This is a genomic window from Sphingobium sp. RSMS, assembly GCF_005406185.4.
GTDB lineage: Bacteria > Pseudomonadota > Alphaproteobacteria > Sphingomonadales > Sphingomonadaceae > Sphingobium > Sphingobium fuliginis.
Window position 1 is genome coordinate 501,297 of the sequence record NZ_CM191258.1, and the last position, 18,606, is coordinate 519,902.

At 63.1% G+C, this 18,606-nt stretch carries 16 protein-coding genes; 9 read left to right on the forward strand and 7 right to left on the reverse strand.

The features are described from left to right. Window positions 1-17 precede the first annotated feature (17 nt). Complete coding sequence (locus EGM87_RS20365; protein WP_137708932.1) at window positions 18-1,196, forward strand: acetyl-CoA C-acyltransferase; 1,179 nt, start codon at window positions 18-20, stop codon at window positions 1,194-1,196. Between the two features lie 57 nt (window positions 1,197-1,253). On the opposite strand, the gene EGM87_RS20370 is transcribed toward EGM87_RS20365, so the two are convergent. From EGM87_RS20370 to EGM87_RS20395, 6 genes are all read right to left on the reverse strand, one after another. Then, window positions 1,254-1,937, reverse strand: a complete 684-nt coding sequence (locus EGM87_RS20370; RefSeq protein WP_061934463.1) for an SDR family NAD(P)-dependent oxidoreductase — start codon at window positions 1,935-1,937, stop codon at window positions 1,254-1,256. 65 nt (window positions 1,938-2,002) lie between these two features. Next, window positions 2,003-2,551 carry a nuclear transport factor 2 family protein gene (locus EGM87_RS20375; protein WP_171009950.1) on the reverse strand — a complete coding sequence of 183 codons (549 nt, stop codon included), beginning with the start codon at window positions 2,549-2,551 and terminating at the stop codon, window positions 2,003-2,005. Window positions 2,552-2,620: 69 nt separating this feature from the next. Beyond that, entirely contained in the window at window positions 2,621-4,378 is a 1,758-nt protein-coding gene (locus EGM87_RS20380; protein WP_137708931.1) for an N-acyl-D-amino-acid deacylase family protein, read from the reverse strand. Window positions 4,379-4,781: 403 nt separating this feature from the next. Further along, complete coding sequence (locus EGM87_RS20385; protein ID WP_103001502.1) at window positions 4,782-6,200, reverse strand: ISNCY family transposase; 1,419 nt, start codon at window positions 6,198-6,200, stop codon at window positions 4,782-4,784. Between the two features lie 168 nt (window positions 6,201-6,368). After that, window positions 6,369-7,370 carry an IS30 family transposase gene (locus tag EGM87_RS20390; RefSeq protein ID WP_061934287.1) on the reverse strand — a complete coding sequence of 334 codons (1,002 nt, stop codon included), beginning with the start codon at window positions 7,368-7,370 and terminating at the stop codon, window positions 6,369-6,371. A 272-nt stretch (window positions 7,371-7,642) separates the two neighbouring features. Continuing rightward, window positions 7,643-9,061 carry an ISNCY family transposase gene (locus EGM87_RS20395; protein ID WP_061934467.1) on the reverse strand — a complete coding sequence of 473 codons (1,419 nt, stop codon included), beginning with the start codon at window positions 9,059-9,061 and terminating at the stop codon, window positions 7,643-7,645. Between the two features lie 340 nt (window positions 9,062-9,401). Between EGM87_RS20395 and EGM87_RS20400 the strand changes: the two genes are divergently transcribed. Beyond that, on the forward strand, window positions 9,402-10,694 hold the full coding sequence (locus EGM87_RS20400; RefSeq protein ID WP_137708930.1) for a cytochrome P450: 1,293 nt from the start codon (window positions 9,402-9,404) through the stop codon (window positions 10,692-10,694). 45 nt (window positions 10,695-10,739) lie between these two features. On the opposite strand, the gene EGM87_RS20405 is transcribed toward EGM87_RS20400, so the two are convergent. Beyond that, entirely contained in the window at window positions 10,740-11,492 is a 753-nt protein-coding gene (locus EGM87_RS20405; RefSeq protein ID WP_137708929.1) for an enoyl-CoA hydratase/isomerase family protein, read from the reverse strand. A 90-nt stretch (window positions 11,493-11,582) separates the two neighbouring features. Between EGM87_RS20405 and EGM87_RS20410 the strand changes: the two genes are divergently transcribed. The 7 genes from EGM87_RS20410 (at window position 11,583) to EGM87_RS20440 (ending at window position 18,527) form a co-directional block, all read left to right on the forward strand. Beyond that, complete coding sequence (locus EGM87_RS20410; protein ID WP_137708928.1) at window positions 11,583-12,716, forward strand: serine hydrolase domain-containing protein; 1,134 nt, start codon at window positions 11,583-11,585, stop codon at window positions 12,714-12,716. Continuing rightward, the gene (locus tag EGM87_RS20415) at window positions 12,716-14,311 is read left to right on the forward strand and encodes a GMC family oxidoreductase (RefSeq protein ID WP_137708927.1); all 1,596 of its coding nucleotides are present in this window, start codon (window positions 12,716-12,718) and stop codon (window positions 14,309-14,311) included. Before EGM87_RS20410 ends, EGM87_RS20415 begins: the two co-directional genes overlap by 1 nt. Before the next feature lie 43 nt (window positions 14,312-14,354). Then, entirely contained in the window at window positions 14,355-14,969 is a 615-nt protein-coding gene (locus EGM87_RS20420) for a TetR/AcrR family transcriptional regulator (protein WP_102999952.1), read from the forward strand. Window positions 14,970-15,023: 54 nt separating this feature from the next. Then, window positions 15,024-16,265, forward strand: a complete 1,242-nt coding sequence (locus EGM87_RS20425) for a cytochrome P450 (RefSeq protein ID WP_137708926.1) — start codon at window positions 15,024-15,026, stop codon at window positions 16,263-16,265. A 21-nt stretch (window positions 16,266-16,286) separates the two neighbouring features. After that, window positions 16,287-16,604 carry a 2Fe-2S iron-sulfur cluster-binding protein gene (locus EGM87_RS20430; RefSeq protein WP_099186904.1) on the forward strand — a complete coding sequence of 106 codons (318 nt, stop codon included), beginning with the start codon at window positions 16,287-16,289 and terminating at the stop codon, window positions 16,602-16,604. A 134-nt stretch (window positions 16,605-16,738) separates the two neighbouring features. Continuing rightward, the gene (locus EGM87_RS20435; RefSeq protein WP_226869691.1) at window positions 16,739-17,962 is read left to right on the forward strand and encodes a cytochrome P450; all 1,224 of its coding nucleotides are present in this window, start codon (window positions 16,739-16,741) and stop codon (window positions 17,960-17,962) included. Window positions 17,963-18,005: 43 nt separating this feature from the next. After that, window positions 18,006-18,527 (forward strand): MarR family winged helix-turn-helix transcriptional regulator, encoded by a 522-nt coding sequence (locus tag EGM87_RS20440; RefSeq protein ID WP_137708925.1) that lies wholly within the window; start codon window positions 18,006-18,008, stop codon window positions 18,525-18,527. Window positions 18,528-18,606: the final 79 nt, after the last annotated feature.

The window sequence follows — 18,606 nt, forward strand, 5'->3', positions numbered from 1 at the left end:
ACGGGAGATTTCGAAGCATGAAGGATGCGGCCATCGTCGCCACCGCGCGCACGCCGATCGGAAAGGCGCACCGGGGCGCTCTCAACAATATCCATGGCGCGACGCTGGCGGCGCACTCCATCCGCGCCGCCGTGGAACGTGCCGGAATCGATCCGGCGGAGATCGATGACGTCCTGCTGGGATCGGCGCGGTGCGAAGGCGCTGTGGGTTCCAACGTCGCGCGCCAGGCTGCGTTGCGCGCGGGCCTGCCGATCAGCGTGTGCGGCATGACTCTGGATCGAAAATGCTCCTCCGGCCTACAGACCATCGCCATCGCCGCGCAGCGCATCCGCAGCGGGGAGGGGGGCGTCTATGTGGCCGGCGGCGTGGAAACCGTCAGCCTGGTCGACCCGCATCGCAACCTATTTCGCAGCAAGGACGAATGGCTGCTGGACCATAAGCCCGAAATCTACATGGCGATGAACCTGACCGGCGACATCGTGGCCCGCCGCTACGGCATCAGCCGCGAAGCGCAGGATGCATTCGCCGTGACGAGCCAGTCTCGCACCGCGAAAGCCCAGGACAAAGGCTGGTTCGACGAGGAGATCGTGCCGGTCGCCACAACGAAGAATGTCGTGGACAAGGCGCTCGCCGTCACGGGTCAGGAAAAGGTCACGCTGACGCAGGACGAATGCAACCGGCCCGGCACGGACATGGAGGGGCTCGCCAAGCTGAAGCCCTTGTTCGAAGGCGGTTCGGTGACGGCGGGCAATTGCAGCCAGTTGTCGGACGGCTCCAGCGCCTGCATCATCATGGATGCGGACGAAGCGGCGCGGCGCGGTCTGCCGATCCTGGGTCTCTACAAGGGCATGCAGGTGGCTGGATGCGAGCCGGACGAAATGGGCATCGGGCCGGTCTTCGCCGTGCCGAAGCTGCTCGACCGGGCCGGGCTTTCGGTATCCGACATCGACATTTGGGAACTGAACGAGGCTTATGCCAGCCAGGCGCTTTATTGCATCGACCGGCTGGGCATCGATCCGGCCAGGGTCAATGTCGACGGCGGCGCCATTTCGATCGGCCACCCCTTCGGCATGACCGGATCGCGCATGACCGGCCATGCCCTGTTGGCAGGCAAGCGGCTGGGCGCGACGAACGCCGTCGTCACCATGTGCATCGGCGGCGGTATGGGTGCCGCCGCGCTGTTCGAAATCATTTGACGGCCAGGCGGGCGATCGCGCCCGCTTGCCGCTTCCTTTGCGGCAGGGCGGGGACGTTCAACCGCCCTTCGTCACCGGAATCAACGCTCCACTGACGGCGCGTGCCGCCGGCGAGGCAAGGAACTGGATGACCTCGGCAATCGCGGCCGGTTGCACCCATTGGCTGAAGTCGGCATCCGGCATGTCGGCGCGATTGGTCGGCGTGTCGATAATGCTGGGCAGGATCGCGTTCACCGTGATGTCCTTGCCCGCCAGTTCGGCCGCCAGGCTCTCGGTCAATTTATGCACGGCCATTTTCGATGCGGCATAGCCGCCCATGCCCGCGGCGGCGACGACGGCGCCCCCCGCGCCGATGTTGACGATGCGGGCTTGCGCCGCCTTCTCCAGTTCCGGCAGGGCCGCCTTGGTCATGTTGACGCAGGTGGTGGCGTTCATCGCGAACATGCGGTTCCATGTCGCGCTGCCTCCATCCGCCAGCGTCTCCCATATGAAGCCGCCCGCGACATTGACCAGCACGTCGATCGATCCCAGCGCTTCCACGATGTCCGCCACCAGCTTCTGCGTTGCGGAGAAGTCGGTCAGATCGACGCCGCCCATGTCGAGGCAGCCCGCCGGAGTCTCCGCCGGGGCAGGGGCGTAATCGACCCGCGCCACCCTGTCTCCTGCTGCCGCGAAGGCAGAAGCGACGGCGCCGCCCAATATCCCGAAAGCGCCGGTGACGACGACAGTTCGTGCGGTCATGCAATATCCTCTGGTCAGATGTTGAACCTGTCATATCCATATATTCGGCAAGTGGAGCGGGCAAATCAGCCCGCCGCGGCCTTGCGCACCAGCGGCCGGACATAGGAGATGTCGCTCTTGTCGCGCCGGTTGGGGCCGGTGCTGAAGATGCGCGCCTTCCATTCGTCGGGAATTTCGGCCGCCGTCAGCGTCGCCGTCATTTCATTGACGCAGACCCTGTCGGCAATGCGCCACTCGCCGTTGCGCCTTTCGAACCGGTCCACATAGCGGCCGAAGCTGAGCTGGGGCGGTGCGCCCTTATTCTCGCCCCAGAAAGTATAATAGGTTTCCCCATGCGCCGTGTCGCCGTCGATCTCGACCGTGTGGTTGCTGATCGCGTGATGATGCCTGGTCTGGAATTCGCCATGCCATCCGATCGCCCAGTCGACGAAATCGGCGGCATAGCCTTCCGCAACGCCATGATCGTCGAAAGCGTCGGGCCAATAGGCCGACAGCATCAGTTCGCGGTCGTGCCGGTCGACGCCGCGCGTATAGCGCAGCAGGCAGTCGTGAATGGCGGTGCGGTCCTTCATCTCCTGAAGGAAGGCGATGAGGTCGGGCGTGAGTTCGGTCATGGCAATCCCCTCTGCGCTGTCGGTGCATGGGCGAACGAAGCGGCGGTCCGCTTCGCCCGCCCTGATCCCTCAGGCCGGCTGCAGGCTCTTTTCGGGCGCGGTTTCCGGCGCTTCCTTGCCCCCGCGCACGAGGCGGCCGGGCAGCGCGCCCGTGGAGCGGCCGTTGCGATAGGTGACCACGCCGCTCACGATCGTCGCGTCATAACCGTCCGCCCGCTGTTGCAGGCGGCGGCCGCCCGTCGGCAGATTGTAGACAACATGCGGGGCGTAGAGGTGCAGCCTTTCCATGTCGATGATGTTGAGGTCCGCCTTGTACCCCGGCCTGATCAGGCCGCGGTCGTGCAGGCCGACGGCATGGGCCGGCTCATAGGTCAGCTTGCGCACGGCGTAGGGCAGGTCGACCTTCCTGTCGCCCTTGGCGTCGCGCACCCAATAGGTCAGGAAGTAGGTGGTGTAGGCGGCGTCGCAGATCATGCTGTAATGCGCGCCGCCATCCCCCAGCGCCGGGAAGGTTCTGTCGTTCTTCACCAGATTGCGGCCGGAGCTTTCGAACTTCTCGCCTTCCGAATTGCCGAGAGGACGATAGAGCACTTCCCGCCCGTCGCGCTGAAGCAGCGCGTCATAGATCAATTCCTTGGGATCGACGCCCATGGCGCGGGCGCGGGCGCCGATGCTCTCGTCGCTGCGGGGATTGTAGTTCGGCGGATTGCCGAGCACGAACATGGCGTCGAGATCGGAGATGACATAGACGAAGAAGGCCTGCGGATCGTCCGGCTCCTCCGCGATCAGCTTCTTGCGGAAGGCCGGCTCGCGCATCCGTTCCACCTTCTCCTCCAGCGGCAGATGCTCGATAGCGCGGAAGCTGGGGTTGAAGGAGAAGGGATGCATGGACAGTTCAAGGCCCAGCAGCGCGCCGGTCGGACGCGGAATGATCTGGCCGCGCACTTCCAGGCCTTTATGTTTGGAGGCCTCCAGCCGGGCGACCATTTCCTGCCAGTCGCCTTCGCCCTTGGGCGTCTGCATGAAGGTGAAGGAAACCGGGCGGCCCGACGTCCGCGCAATGTCGTCCAGCAGGTCCATGCGCTCGGCCGCCGTCACGTCATAGCTGGGCACCATCTGGAACACGCCCTTGCCGGCGTCGCGCAGGCCCTCGGCCAGCGCCAGCACTTCCTGGTCCTCGCTCTTGACCGAAGGGGCGGGGCGACCGTCGCGGAACTGGTGCGCATAGCTGCGCGACGTGGTGACGCCAATGGCGCCGGCGTGGATCGCCTCCGCAGTAAGGCGGCGCATTTCCGCCAGATCCTCTGGCGTCGGCGGTTCCAGATTGGCGCCGCGTTCGCCCATCACATAGACGCGCAGAGGACTGTGCGGCAATTGCGCGGCGAAATCGATGTCGCTTTCGCGCTTCTCCAGCGCATCCAGATATTCGGGGAAGGTTTCCCAGTTGAACGGCACGCCTTCGGCCATGACGACTTCGGGAATGTCCTCTACGCCTTCCATCAGCTTGATCATCAACCTGCGATGCTCGGGACGGGAGGGAGCGAAGCCGACGCCGCAATTGCCCATGACCACCGTCGTCACACCGTGATCGGAGGAGGGGGCCAACCTGTTCTCCCAGGTGATCTGCCCGTCATAATGGGTATGCACGTCGACAAAACCCGGCGTGACGATGCGGCCGGCGGCGTCGATCTCTTCCCGCGCGATGCCCTGGACATCGCCCACCGCCGCGATCAACCCGTCCTTGACGGCGACATCCGCAACGAACGGCTCTCCGCCGCTGCCGTCATATATGCTACCCCCCCGGATGATGAGATCATAGTCGGGCATGAATGCTTCCTCTCAACTTGGCCTTCGGGCCTGTGATCTGATTGAGCAGTTCGATCGCAAAGCCTGCATCGCGGCCATTGCATCCTGTCAGCACGGAAGCCTGACTTATGGCCGCCCATGTGCCAAGCCGTCTCGTCCCGCACCGCGCCACATTTCAGATAAGCGATACCTGCACGGCCGATGGAGGAGGAGGAGGAAGAAGGAAGGAAGCAACGCCAAAATCCACGTGTTCCTGCTACTTAGAGAAGTCACAATCTCTGCCAAATAGAAATGACACTCTTTCGATCAGCAGGGGCTGCGTGGAGCCCTCGAGATAGCGCAGCGCAGACCCTGCTGGAAGCGCGACTTAGATGGGGAAGGGCATGGACCCGCTGCGCACGCAGCGGGCTCGGTCAGCGCGGCCTTAGCGCGCTTTCACAAATTCCAGCGTGCCGCGCGCCCGTAACTCCGCCTGGCTGAGACGGGGACGACGTTTGAGCTTGGCTCCGCCCAACCTGCGTCCATCGATCTTCACCGGCACCTCCGGTTCGGGGAACAGATGCGTGGGCTGGTCATGCCGGGCGGGAGCATTGTTGTTCCGTTGCCGGTGATGCGGTGCGATCGCTTGGATCTCCTTCGCCAGCAGCAGCGCCGCATCGAGATGGCGGTTCTCCACGATCGTCGGCTGCCTCACCTGCCGCATCTTGTCGAAATGCCGGTAGGGGAGGATATGCCCCTCATGCTGGATCTCCAGCCGGCCATCGGGATATTCACACACCATCACCCGCTTGCGCACCAGTTTCCGGGCGATCTCGGTCGGTTCCAAGATGAACATCGCCTTGTTGTAATGCAATGTCAGCGCCGAGGTAACGCTGCGCTGTTCCCGCCACACCATGATCGCGCGCAGATCGTCATGCGGGGCGAGCGGGCGGTGGAGATCCCGACTGTCAAAAGCGGGGCGGGCAAACCGCGCATTATGCCGAACCATATAGCCTGGCAGGAAGGCATTCGCGCCTTCGATCGACGATATGCCCTCCAGGCGCATTGCCTTGACCAGCCGATCTTGCAACGTGCCGTTGGCCCGTTCGACCCGGCCCTTGGCCTGCGGTGAGTTGGCGCAGATGATCTCGATGTTCAGCGCATCAAGCGCGCGGCCGAAATGCGTCATGCCGTCGCCGCGCGCCGCGCTGGCGCGGGAATTGCGGAAGACGCTGTGCTGATCGGAGTAGAAAGCCACCGGCTTGCCGTGCCGCTCAATATAGGCCCGGGTCGCTTCCATGTAGGAAAAGGTGCTCTCGCTCTCGACCATCTGGAGATGCATCAACTCACTGGTTGCATCGTCGATATAGACGAGCAGGGTGCATTGCGGGCCGCGATCCTCGAACCACCAATGCTTCGAACCGTCGATCTGGACCAGTTCGCCGCGGCAATCCCGGCGGTAACGCGGCTGATACGGGCGCGGACGACGCGCTGCACGATCCTTCCACAGACCAGCCTCGATCATCAGCTTGCGCAGCGTCTCGCGGGAAATGTGCACATCATGGCGCTCCGCCAGATACTCAGCCGCCAGCGTCGGCCCAAAATCATGATAATGCTCTCGGACCAACGCAATCGCATGGTCGCGAAAGCCATCGCCAAGCCAACGGTTGCTACGGCGCCCGCGACGACGCGAAACCAGGCCTGGCGCACCGTCTGCACGCATGCGTATCAGCAACCGATAAACCTGCCGCCGGGACAAGCCGAGTAGCGTCGCTGCATCCTCGGCTCGCAACTCGCGACGTTCAACCCGTAGCAGCGTATCGAAGCGTGTAAGCTCGCCATGGCTCATGGACACCACCATCATCCGCGCACTCCCTGCATCCAGGGAGCACCATGCCACCAGTGACATCTCTATTTTGCAGAGGGTGACATTTCTATCCGGCGCTGGCGGTTTCCATTTGAAGCGCGACACCCGAGGTGATGCGTAGCATTTCATCCGGGGTGGGGCGAGCCCCACCCCGGATGGCAAAATTTATCCGGCCTTGAGGAGGGCGATCTGTTCTCCCAGGACCTCGTGCGGGGTGCGATAGCCCAGGCACTTGCGGGGTGTGCTGTTGAGGCGATCGGCGACGGCCTGGATCTCTTTGTCCGACAGGAGCGCAATGTCGGTGTTGGAGGGCAGGAAGCGCCGTATTCGGCCATTGCAATTTTCCACGCCGCCTTTCTGCCAGGGCGCGGACGGTAAGCAGAAATAACTGGTGACGCCGAGCCTGTTTCGCAGTGTCGCAAAAGCCGCAAATTCCGTGCCGCGATCAAAGGTGATGCTACGCCGGAGGGAAGGGGGGATGCCGCGCAAATGCCGATCGATCCCGGCCATGACACCGGCAGAATGTCGGCTCGGATTACGCGCGAGGAAGGTGAAGCGGCTGCAGCGTTCGACCAGCGAGGTGAGGTTGGCTTTGCCATATTCTCTCCGGAAGATCAGGAGATCGCCTTCCCAATGTCCGAAGCTGCTGCGATCCGCAATTTCCTGCGGACGTGCGCCGATCGTATTGGCCACAGGAATATGGAGACCGCGTGGCTTACGAGCGTAGCGCTGCCGTCGAGAACGGCGGGCAACGGGAAGATGGCGCCACAGCTTCTGGTGGCGTCCATCAGGTCCATAGACATATTGGTAAATGGTCTCGTGGCACACCGCCTCCCGGTTGCCCCGATGACGCCGCAGGTAACCCGCAATCTGTTCTGGCGACCAGGCGGCCGACAAGCGATCAGCGATATAAGCGGCGAGTTCCGGTTGGCGAGCGATCTTCCCGCCACGAACTCGACGCCCGCGCGCCATGGTCTGTGCGACAGTCGGAAAATAGCCGCGAAACAGCGGATTCTCATCCAGATGGCGGTTGCGCTTGAGCTCTCGATAAATCGTCGAAGGATGCCGACACAGCGCGTCAGCAATTTGCTGTGCTGACCGTCCGGTTGCTGCCAATCGATAAATGTCGCGCCGCTCGTCCAAACCCAGATGCTGATAGCCGTTCATTGCGTGCCTTCCTGGAAAAGGGATCAAACCCTTATAAAACCTAGGATTTCGCACTTCGAAATAGAATCCACCCGCTTACAGGCTCTGTTCCTGCCGGTTAGAGAAGTCACAATCTCTGCCATTTAGAAATGACACCCTTTGAGGGCAGCAGGGGCTGCGTGGAGCCCTCGGGATAGCGCAGCGCAGACCCTGCTGGTGGCGTGACAGTGGTGGGGAAGGGCATGGACCCGCTGCGCAGGCAGCGGGCCCGGTCAACGCCGGTCGGACAGTCTTTAACGGGCCTTCACAAATTCCAGCGTGCCGCGCGCCCGTAACTCCGCCTGGCTGAGACGGGGACGACGTTTGAGCTTGGCTCCGCCCAACCTGCGTCCATCGATCTTCACCGGCACCTCCGGTTCGGGGAACAGATGCGTGGGCTGGTCATGCCGGGCGGGAGCATTGTTGTTCCGTTGCCGGTGATGCGGTGCGATCGCTTGGATCTCCTTCGCCAGCAGCAGCGCCGCATCGAGATGGCGGTTCTCCACGATCGTCGGCTGCCTCACCTGCCGCATCTTGTCGAAATGCCGGTAGGGGAGGATATGCCCCTCATGCTGGATCTCCAGCCGGCCATCGGGATATTCACACACCATCACCCGCTTGCGCACCAGTTTCCGGGCGATCTCGGTCGGTTCCAAGATGAACATCGCCTTGTTGTAATGCAATGTCAGCGCCGAGGTAACGCTGCGCTGTTCCCGCCACACCATGATCGCGCGCAGATCGTCATGCGGGGCGAGCGGGCGGTGGAGATCCCGACTGTCAAAAGCGGGGCGGGCAAACCGCGCATTATGCCGAACCATATAGCCTGGCAGGAAGGCATTCGCGCCTTCGATCGACGATATGCCCTCCAGGCGCATTGCCTTGACCAGCCGATCTTGCAACGTGCCGTTGGCCCGTTCGACCCGGCCCTTGGCCTGCGGTGAGTTGGCGCAGATGATCTCGATGTTCAGCGCATCAAGCGCGCGGCCGAAATGCGTCATGCCGTCGCCGCGCGCCGCGCTGGCGCGGGAATTGCGGAAGACGCTGTGCTGATCGGAGTAGAAAGCCACCGGCTTGCCGTGCCGCTCAATATAGGCCCGGGTCGCTTCCATGTAGGAAAAGGTGCTCTCGCTCTCGACCATCTGGAGATGCATCAACTCACTGGTTGCATCGTCGATATAGACGAGCAGGGTGCATTGCGGGCCGCGATCCTCGAACCACCAATGCTTCGAACCGTCGATCTGGACCAGTTCGCCGCGGCAATCCCGGCGGTAACGCGGCTGATACGGGCGCGGACGACGCGCTGCACGATCCTTCCACAGACCAGCCTCGATCATCAGCTTGCGCAGCGTCTCGCGGGAAATGTGCACATCATGGCGCTCCGCCAGATACTCAGCCGCCAGCGTCGGCCCAAAATCATGATAATGCTCTCGGACCAACGCAATCGCATGGTCGCGAAAGCCATCGCCAAGCCAACGGTTGCTACGGCGCCCGCGACGACGCGAAACCAGGCCTGGCGCACCGTCTGCACGCATGCGTATCAGCAACCGATAAACCTGCCGCCGGGACAAGCCGAGTAGCGTCGCTGCATCCTCGGCTCGCAACTCGCGACGTTCAACCCGTAGCAGCGTATCGAAGCGTGTAAGCTCGCCATGGCTCATGGATACCACCGTCATCCGCGCACTCCCTGCATCCAGGGAGCACCATGCCACCAGTGACATCTCTAATTTGCAGAGGGTGACATTTCTAAATGGCGCTTACACCACGAAAGTACGATAATATATCTTATGTTAAATAAAATCGCGGCCGCTTCCAGCCTGTTCGTCCTGCCCAGCTTCATGGCGGCGGGCTGCGTTTACCTGATGATGGGCCGCTATCCTCGACACAAGGACTAAACGCTGTCCCACCAATGGCCGCCCGGAGACTCCACCGATAGTTAGGCCCCTAAAGGACTTTTCGTTCAATCCCGGAACAGCACGCCTTATGCTTCCGTCCGGCATCATGACGGAGGATGGGATGACAGAAATCACCAGGGCGAAGACACAGGAGCCCAAGGAACGGCGGCTCAAGACTGCGGTCGATCATGTCTTCGATCCTTTGGACCCGGAAACGATCCGCAATCCTGGCCCCGCCTATTCGGCGCTTGCCGCCCAATGTCCCTTTTATCACTATAAGGGAGAGGAATATCAGTTCTACATCACCAGCGATTACAAGGAAATTCGCGACAAGATCCTGTCCGACAATCCCACATGGTCGTTCAAATGGGGCGATGCACCCATGGATTGGGAAGCGTTCAGCGATTTCGGGATATTGACCGATCCCCCCTTCCACCTCGAATATATCGCCGCCCTGCGCAGGGGGATGACGCCGGCCCGCATGCGCTATTATCTGCCGGAGGTGGAGGCGATTGCGGAAGATCTGGTCTCCGGACTGGAAAGTCGGGCGGACAAGCAGGGCAATTTCCACGATCTCTTCTGCCTCCCGCTGCCTGCCCGGACCATGTGTTTCATGCTGGGGGCTGACCAGGCGCTCCATGCCGATTACAAGCGCTGGGCGGATGAATTGCAGTCGCTGCTGTTCAACGACAGGAATCCGAACGCCGAACAGACGCTTATCGCGGAAATCCAGCCACATTTCATGGGCCTTATCGAAGCGCGCAGGCAATTGTTGCGCGACGCGGGCATCGATGAACCGACCCATGAACATTGGGGAACGGTGCTGCCGTTCGACTATATCTCGCTCGGTCTCGTCAGCCGCGTGGAGGGTCGGCGCTTCAACGACATGGAATTGTTCCAGATCTGCACCGCGCTATTGACCGGAGGGCAGGAAACGACCACCAGCCTGCTCACCAATGTGGTCTGGCGGCTGCTGGAAGCCCCCGACCGGTGGGAGCGGTTGAAGGCCGAGCCGCATCTGGTGGAAAATGTGCTCGAGGAAAGCCTGCGCTTCGACCCGCCGATCAATTCCCATTTCCGCACCAGCCTGTGCCCGGTACAGATGCATGGCGCGGAGCTGCCCGAACGCAGCAAGCTCATGTTCTCGATGATGGGGGCCAATCGCGATCCGGACATCTTCCCCGATCCCGACAGCTTCATCATGGATCGGCCGCTCAACCAGGTGAAGCGGCATTTGTCCTTCGGCTATGGCGTTCATTTCTGCCTGGGGGCGCCCGTCGCCCGCCTGGAGGCGCAGGTCGGCTTGCGGAAGCTGGTCGAACGCCTGCCCGATCTGCGTCTGACGGGAAGTCCCGAGCGGATCGATAGCTGGATCTATTGGGGACAACGCGAACTGCCTGTCGCCTGGGACTGATCATGTCTTTTCGTGGACTGAATGGCGATGGACACGGTGCGGCGATCATCGCGCCTGTCCCTGCATCCCCGCAAGGATCGCCATGCCCTCCATGGCCAGTCCCTGATCCAGTTCCGCGGCCAGCCGCCCCTTGATCTCACGCGTAAGCAGCATGCGGGTATAGCGGTTGGCAATGGCGGGTCGCGCGGCAATCGTGCGGGCCAGTTCCCACGCGCGGGGCATCAGGGCTTCGGGCGACAGCACCTCCCCCACCAGACCCAGCGACAGGGCTTCGGCCGCGCCGATCTCCTGCCCCGTCATCAGGAAATAACGGCCGCGGTTCGGCCCCAGCAGCATCGGCCAGATGCTGTGCACGCCGTCGCCCGGCACCACGCCGGCCAGCGCGTGCGGCCTGTCCGCAAAGACGGCCTCTTCGGCCGCCAGCACGACATCGGCCAGCAGCGCGATCTCCGCGTGGATGAAGGCGGGTCCGTTGACGGCAGCCAGCACCGGTATCTCGATCGCCAGCAGATTGTTGAGCAGCGCCCTGCCCTCGCGGAAGATCACATCCCACGTCGCCGCGCTCATTTGCGGCATGTCGCAGTCCATGTCGAACTCCGCGCAGAAGCTGTCGCCCGTGCCGGTGATCAGCAGCACGCGCGCGTCGGGATCGGCGGCGACCTGCGCGAAGGCGATGCCCAGTTCCCTGTGCAACCCACCCCAGAGCGCCCATTTGGCCGGGCCGCCGCGATGGTGGATGCGCAATTCGACGATCCCGTCATCCTGCGTCATTATGATATTGTCGAACGCCTCGCCCATCGCTCTTCCCCTCGTCCTTTTCCGTGCTATCAAGTGCATACTTGATAACTGGCGCCGACGCCATGGCAAGCAGGAAAGGCGATTGGAAGGATGACGAAGGTCAACGACGCGGTTCAGAACGTGCTGGACCAGCTTGTCGCGGAGGGCAAGGAAATCGGCATTCAGGTCAGCGCCTGGCTGGGCGAGGAACAGATTGTCGACTGCTGGGCGGGCCTTGCCGATGCCGCCACGGGCAGGCCGGTCGACGGCGACACGCTGTTCAACGTCTATTCCGTGTCGAAGGCGGTGACCGCCACCGCCCTGCATATCCAGGCCGAACGGGGCCTGGTCGAATATGATGCGCCCGTCGCCGCCTACTGGCCCGAATTCGCCCAGGCCGGAAAGGGCGACGTCACCCTCCGCCACGTCCTTTCCCATGTGTCTGGCGTGCTGCGCATGCCGCCCGACGTGACGCCCGAACTGATGACCAACTGGGACTGGATGTGCCGCCGCATCGCGGAGATGGAGGGGGTCTATCCCGCCGGCAGCCGTTCCTCCTACCAGTCGATGACCTTCGGCTGGATGGTGGGCGAAGTGGTGCGCCGGACCGATCCGAAACGCCGCCCCTTCGGCCAGTTCATCAAGGAGGAGATAGCGGACCCGCTGGGCGCCGCCGATCTGTGGATGGGCATAGCCGATGCCGTCGAACCCCGCATCGCCAGGCTGGACGCCGCCGCCGTCTATGTCGCCCCGGACAATAATATGATGCGGGAGGCGCAGCCCCTGATCGTCGACCTGATGCCCGATCCGTTCGAACGCCCCTATGTGCGCCGCGCCTGCATTCCGGCGGTCGGCGGCATCTTCAACGCGCGGAGCAACGCCCGTTTCTGGGCGATGCTGGCCAATGGCGGGCAGTTCAACGGCGTCCGCCTGCTGTCGGAGGAACGCGTCGCCAGCTTCGCCGCGCCGCGCCCGCATTTCGAGGACGCCGATCCCGTCTTCTTCGGCATGGTGGTGCCGATCGCCTGGTCGGGCTTCTGGCTGGGCGGCGCGGAAAATCCGCCCGTATCTGCCCCTCGCAACATGCGGGCGCTGTGCCATCCGGGCATGGGCGGCAATATCGGCTGGGCCGACCCCGACCTGAAGCTGGCGGTCGGCATCTGCCACAACCGCATGTTCGATACGGTCAATATTGCGGAAGACAGCCGCACCATCATTGGCGACGCCATCCGGGCGGCGCTCTGATGACCTATGATTATATCATCGTCGGCGGCGGCTCCGCCGGATGCGTGCTGGCCGACCGCCTGTCGGAAAATCCGGCGAACAGCGTGCTGCTGCTGGAGGCGGGGCCGGAGGACCGCAACCCCTTCATCCACATGCCGCGCGGCGCCGCAAAGCTCTACACCGACCCCCGCCATGTCTGGTATTTCCAGACCGAGGAGCATGAGGGCATTCCCGCCGAAACCTGGATACGCGGCAAGATGCTGGGCGGCTCCTCTTCCGTCAACGGCATGATGTATTTCCGCGGCCAGCCCGAAGATTATGACGGCTGGGAAGCGCTGGGCGCGAAAGGCTGGGGATGGAACCGGATCGGCGCGGCGTTCCGCGCCATGGAGGGGCATGAGCTGGGCGGCGACGCGCTGCGCGGGGGCGACGGGCCGCTGCGCATCTCGGTGGAGCCGATGCGCGACCCGCTGACCGAAGCCTTCATCGCGGCGGGCGAGCAGATGGGCGTCCCCCGCGTCGACGATCTCAACCGGTCGGGCCGGGCAGGCGTCGGCTATACCCCGCGCACCATCTGGAAAGGCAAGCGACAGAGCGCGGCCCAGACATTTCTGAAGCGGGCGCGGGGCCGATCCAATCTGCGCATCGTCACCGGCGCGATCGTCGACAAGGTCTTGTTCACCGGCCAGCGCGCAACCGGCGTCCGCGCCCATGTGAACGGCGTCGCCCAGGACTTCGCCAGCGGCCGCGACATCATCGTCAGCGCGGGCGCGCTGATGTCGCCGCAAATCCTCCAGCGCTCCGGCATCGGGGCGGCCGAACTGTTGCGCGACCTGGGCATTCCCGTCGTGGCGGACAGTCCGGGCGTGGGCGAACATATGCTGGAACACCGCCTGCTCTCCATGGTCTATGACCTTGCCGTTCCGCACAGCCAGAACAAGGAACTGGCCGGCCTGAAACTGGTCGGCAATGTGCTGCGCTATTATCTGACCCGCACCGGGCCGATGGCGGCGGGCTACGGCAATGTCGGCGCCTTCGCGACCGTGCTGCCGGAATCGGAGACGCCGGACATCGAAATCCTGCTTTCCCCCGCCGTCGCGGCGCCGGACGCCAAGGGCAATATGGTCGCGGATGCAGCGCACAGCATCACCCTGTTCGGCTATCCGTTGCGCTCGCGGAGCGAAGGATCCGTGCGGATCACGGCGGCCGATCCCATGGCCCCGGCGAAGATCCGCGCGGGCTATCTGACCGATCCCTATGATTGCGCGGTCACGGTCGCGATGCACCGCTATCTGCGCGACTGGATGTCCCGTCCCGCCATCGCGCCGATGATCGCGGGGGAGCGCGAGCCGACCCGATCGCTCCGGACCGACGATGAAATCCTCTCGGCCTTCCGCCAGATCGGCCAGGCGGGCTATCACGCCTGCGGCACCTGCCGCATGGGCAATTTCGACGATGCGGTGCTCGACGAAAAACTGCGCGTGAAGGGTGTCGACGGCTTGCGCGTCATGGATGGATCGATCATGCCTATGATGGTTTCGGCCAATACCAACGGGCCGATCATGGCGTCGGCATGGAACGCGGCCGACATTATCTTGGAGGGGCGCAATCGCTAAAATCCTGACAGACGAAACCGCCTCCGCCGAAGATGGCGGGCGCATGCGGCGGCGGCGGCGCACGCGCGAGGATGTGGTCCAGCGCATCTGCGACGCAGCGCGGCAATTGTTCGCGGAGCGCGGCTATGGCGGCACCACCACGCGGGAGATCGCGCGTCTGGCCGACGTCAGCGAAACCCTGCTGTTCCGCTATTATGGCGACAAGGCGGGACTGTTCAATGAAGTGGTGATCGCGCCGTTCGACGCGCTGATGGCCGACTTCGTCGAACTCCATCCCGATCCCACCGCGCCATTCCCCAGGCAGGCGGAAACGCGCCGCTTCACCCGGCAGGTCTATGAATTGTTCGAAGGCAATGAGGCGATGTTCCGCGCCCTGCTGGCCGGACCGCCAAGCGGCGGCGAGGATACGGCGCCGGGCCTGCGCGGCCTTGCGCCCTTTTTCCAGCAATCGGTCGATCAGGTCCGTCAACGCTATGCGCTGGCGGGGATCGATCCGCCCTTCGACCTTGGCATCGGCGTGCGTCTGGGCTTCGGCATGATCGCCGCCAGCGTGATCCTGCGCGACGCGCTCTTCCCCGATCCGCCGGGCCGTGAGGCCGTGTTGGACGTGCTGGAGCAACTGATCGCCCAGTCGCTGGTGGGGCCGCCCATCGATTGACAGCCCGAATGGCCGGACTTATGTAGCATATGCTTCATAGGAGAGATTCCGGTCATGGAACCCGCCGTCAGAATTCAGGAATATGACGATCCGAGCTACGATCCGTTCAGCGCGGACGACATCAATTTCGGGGACACGCTCGATCCCTATGCGAAGATCGCGAAATGGCGGGCGCAGACCCCGGTGCTGGAAGGCGATTACCGCCCCAAAATGGGCCTGCAATCCGCCACTTACCCGGATCGCAAAATGTTCACGATCGTCGGTTCGGACGAGATATTGACGGTCCTGACCGACACCGACCGCTTTTCCAACCATGGCTACAGGTTCAACATCGGGGAAACCTTCGGCCAGGGCAGCATCAGCGTCATGGACAATCCCGAACATGGCCGCTGGCGGAAGATCTTCCAGAAAATATTCCTGCCCCAATATGTGAAAACATGGGGTGAAACCATCGTCGATCCGGTGGTTCATAAATTGATGGGCAGGTTCATGGGCACCGGCCGCGCCGACCTCATCGAACAATTCACCCTGCTTTATCCTTTCGAGGTGATCTATCAGCAGCTCGATCTCCCGGAATCGGACGTACGCACCTTCCAGCGGCTGGCCATTGGCCAGACCGACTATATGCACATCGACAAGGCGCAGGAGGCATCGCGCAAGCTGGGCGAATATTTCACCGCGCTGGTGGACGAACGGCGGCGCAATCCGGGCGACGATCTGGTCAGCCTGCTCGCCAATACCGAAGTGGACGGCGATTATCTGCCGCCGCTGGTGCTGATCTCCTTCCTGCGGCAATTGATGAACGCGGCGGGCGACACCACTTATCGCGGGACCAGCGTGCTGCTGACCGCGCTGCTGGAAAATCCCGACCAGCTCGACGCCATCCGGGAGGACCGAAAGCTCATTCCCGTCGCGATCGAGGAGGCGCTGCGCTGGGACGGCCCCGTCGCCGTGCAGCTTCGCATGGCGAAACAGGATGTGGTGCTTGCCGGCGTCGAAATTCCGGCCGGATCGCTGCTCGACGTGGTGGCGGGCGCCGCCAATCGCGACCCGGCGATCTTCCCCGATCCCGACAAGTTCGACATCTTCCGCGAGCGCAAGGCGCACTTCTCCTTCTCGCGCGGACCGCATATCTGCGTCGGCCAGCATCTGGCGCGGGTGGAGATGACCCGCGCGCTGCATGCGGTGCTGGATCATCTGCCCAATCTGCGCTTCGACCCCGACAAGCCGCGGCCCGAGATACGCGGTTCGATGATGCGCGTGCCCAGGCATCTCCATGTCCGCTTCGGCGACTGATCTTCATCCAGGGGACCCAATATGCCAAATGTGATCGTCACCACCCGCGATGGCGCGGAAAGGGAAATTGCCGCCGAAACTGGACTGTCCTTGATGGAAGCGATCCGCGATGCCGGGATCGACGAGATGCTGGCGCTTTGCGGAGGATGCTGTTCCTGCGCGACCTGCCATGTGAAGGTCGACCCGGCCTTCTTCGGGCTGTTGCCGACGGTCAGCGAGGATGAAAGCGACCTGCTGGACAGTTCCGAACATCGCGACGAATATTCGCGATTGTCCTGCCAGATTCCTCTCACGGCGGAGCTGGACGGCCTGCGCGTCGCGATTGCGCCGGAGGATTGAGGGGCGGCGGCCGGCAGGAGCCGCGATCCATCGCATCTGTGAAATCCTGACCCATCCGCAGACGCGGCCCTTGCCTCGCCTGCCCCCTGGGTCAAGACAGTTTCGGAGAGGGAAAACAGAGAATGAGCGCTGACATGACAAGCGTGGCTGAAGGCGAGCTGGCACCGCGTCCCGACCATGTACCGGCCGCGCTGGTGCGCGATTTCAACATCTACGATATTCCGGGGTCGGCAGAGGATGTGCAGGCGGCCTATGCCGCGATCCAGCAGGCCAATCCCGATATATTCTGGACCCCCCATAATGGCGGTCACTGGGTTGCAACCCGCAGCGACGACATCATCGCGATGCAGCGCGACTATCATCATTTCTCGCACAAGCACATCGTCCTGCCCCCGATGCCGGAAGGCACGCCGCGCCAGATCCCGCTGGAGATGGACCCGCCCGAACATGCGCGATACCGGCGCCCGCTGATGCAGTCGCTGATGCCTGCCGTGGTCTCCGAACTGGAGAGCAAGGTGCGCGATGTCGCGGTGGAGGCGATAGAGCGCGTGCTGCCGCGGGGCGAATGCGAATTCATCGAGGATTTCGCCAAGATCCTCCCCATCCACGTCTTCCTGGAACTGGTCGATCTGCCGATCTCCGACAAGCATCGCCTGTTGCCGATCGCGGAACGTTCGGTGCGCGGCCACACCGCCGAAATACGGTTGCAGGCGCAGCAGGAAATGGGCGGTTATCTGATGGATGAAATTCGCGCCCGTCGCGACAATCCCGGAGAGGATTTGCTGAGCAAGCTGGTCAACGTCAATGTCGGTGAAGGTCGGATTTCCGAGATGGAGGCCGTCAGTTACGCAACGCTGGTGTTGTTCGGCGGGCTCGACACCGTGGCCGGCATGATCGGTTTCATCGCCCGTTTCCTGGCGCTGAATCCAGGTCATCGCCGTCAGTTGGTCGAGCGGCTGGATGATGAGGATTTCATCAAGCATGCGATTGAGGAGATGATTCGTCGCCACGGTCTGGCCAATACGTCCCGCGTGATTACCGAGAACCTCGAATATAAGGGCGTATATTTCCAGGCGGGCGACCGCATATTGCCCGCCAATCTCTGGGTCGGTACGGACGACCGGGTGAACGCAGATCCGCTGGTGGTGGATTTCAGCCGTGAAAAGCCGGTGCACGCGGCGTTCGGAAACGGAGCCCATGCCTGTCCGGGCGCAGTGCTGGCGCGGCGGGAAATTCGCATTTTCCTCCAGGAATGGCTGAGCCGCATTCCGGATTTCCGCATCAAGCCGGGAACGAAGCCGGTACTGGCGACGGGCATGGTCAACGGCGTGCTCAGTCTGGACCTGTGCTGGCCCTGAGCCGCCGTCGATAGCTTCCATGCCGGTGGAGGGCAGCGCGAACATGCCTCGCAAGCCTCTGGACCAACTCAACGCCGGCCGTTCCTTCTATGCACAGCGCATGCCCGAGATGGAGAGCGAGCATTTCGGGCCGCTCTGGCATTTGTTCACGGTCGGGCATCTGGTCACGACCGATCTGGACGGCATCGCGGGCAAGCTGGGATATAGTTTCGCTGATCTCGACCTTCTCGGCACGCTGGCGATCGATCAGGACATGCCGCACCGGGCGACCGATCTCGCCTCCACCCTCCATATATCCAATGCCGTGATCTCGACCAGGATCGCGCGCCTGGAAAAGGCGGGCTTGCTGAAGCGCCAGCGCAACCCGGAGGACCGACGGGTTTTCGACCTGGCGCTGACGCCGCCGGGACGCGTGCTCATCGAGCGAGCCATTGTCGACATTGCCGCGCAGTCGAAGCTGGTCCGCTTCTTCCGCCAACTCAGCCCCACCGACCGGCAGACCTTGTCCCGGCTGCTGGGCGACCTGCACCAGCGGTTCGACCGCGAATTCATCGGCGGGCTGTAGCACCGCCAGGTCTGGAGCGCGCTGCACTGAATCGGACGCAGGTCGCGCGCTCCAAATTCCGTTTCCGCATCCTTTCGGG

Bases quoted from the DNA above. Each gene is read 5' to 3' on its own strand.
- EGM87_RS20365 (WP_137708932.1), top strand. From the start codon at position 18: ATGAAGGATGCGGCCATCGTCGCCACCGCGCGCACGCCGATCGGAAAG.
- EGM87_RS20370 (WP_061934463.1), bottom strand. From the start codon at position 1,937: ATGACCGCACGAACTGTCGTCGTCACCGGCGCTTTCGGGATATTGGGC.
- EGM87_RS20375 (WP_171009950.1), bottom strand. From the start codon at position 2,551: ATGACCGAACTCACGCCCGACCTCATCGCCTTCCTTCAGGAGATGAAG.
- EGM87_RS20380 (WP_137708931.1), bottom strand. From the start codon at position 4,378: ATGCCCGACTATGATCTCATCATCCGGGGGGGTAGCATATATGACGGC.
- EGM87_RS20385 (WP_103001502.1), bottom strand. From the start codon at position 6,200: ATGATGGTGGTGTCCATGAGCCATGGCGAGCTTACACGCTTCGATACG.
- EGM87_RS20390 (WP_061934287.1), bottom strand. From the start codon at position 7,370: ATGAACGGCTATCAGCATCTGGGTTTGGACGAGCGGCGCGACATTTAT.
- EGM87_RS20395 (WP_061934467.1), bottom strand. From the start codon at position 9,061: ATGACGGTGGTATCCATGAGCCATGGCGAGCTTACACGCTTCGATACG.
- EGM87_RS20400 (WP_137708930.1), top strand. From the start codon at position 9,402: ATGACAGAAATCACCAGGGCGAAGACACAGGAGCCCAAGGAACGGCGG.
- EGM87_RS20405 (WP_137708929.1), bottom strand. From the start codon at position 11,492: ATGGGCGAGGCGTTCGACAATATCATAATGACGCAGGATGACGGGATC.
- EGM87_RS20410 (WP_137708928.1), top strand. From the start codon at position 11,583: ATGACGAAGGTCAACGACGCGGTTCAGAACGTGCTGGACCAGCTTGTC.
- EGM87_RS20415 (WP_137708927.1), top strand. From the start codon at position 12,716: ATGACCTATGATTATATCATCGTCGGCGGCGGCTCCGCCGGATGCGTG.
- EGM87_RS20420 (WP_102999952.1), top strand. From the start codon at position 14,355: ATGCGGCGGCGGCGGCGCACGCGCGAGGATGTGGTCCAGCGCATCTGC.
- EGM87_RS20425 (WP_137708926.1), top strand. From the start codon at position 15,024: ATGGAACCCGCCGTCAGAATTCAGGAATATGACGATCCGAGCTACGAT.
- EGM87_RS20430 (WP_099186904.1), top strand. From the start codon at position 16,287: ATGCCAAATGTGATCGTCACCACCCGCGATGGCGCGGAAAGGGAAATT.
- EGM87_RS20435 (WP_226869691.1), top strand. From the start codon at position 16,739: ATGACAAGCGTGGCTGAAGGCGAGCTGGCACCGCGTCCCGACCATGTA.
- EGM87_RS20440 (WP_137708925.1), top strand. From the start codon at position 18,006: ATGCCTCGCAAGCCTCTGGACCAACTCAACGCCGGCCGTTCCTTCTAT.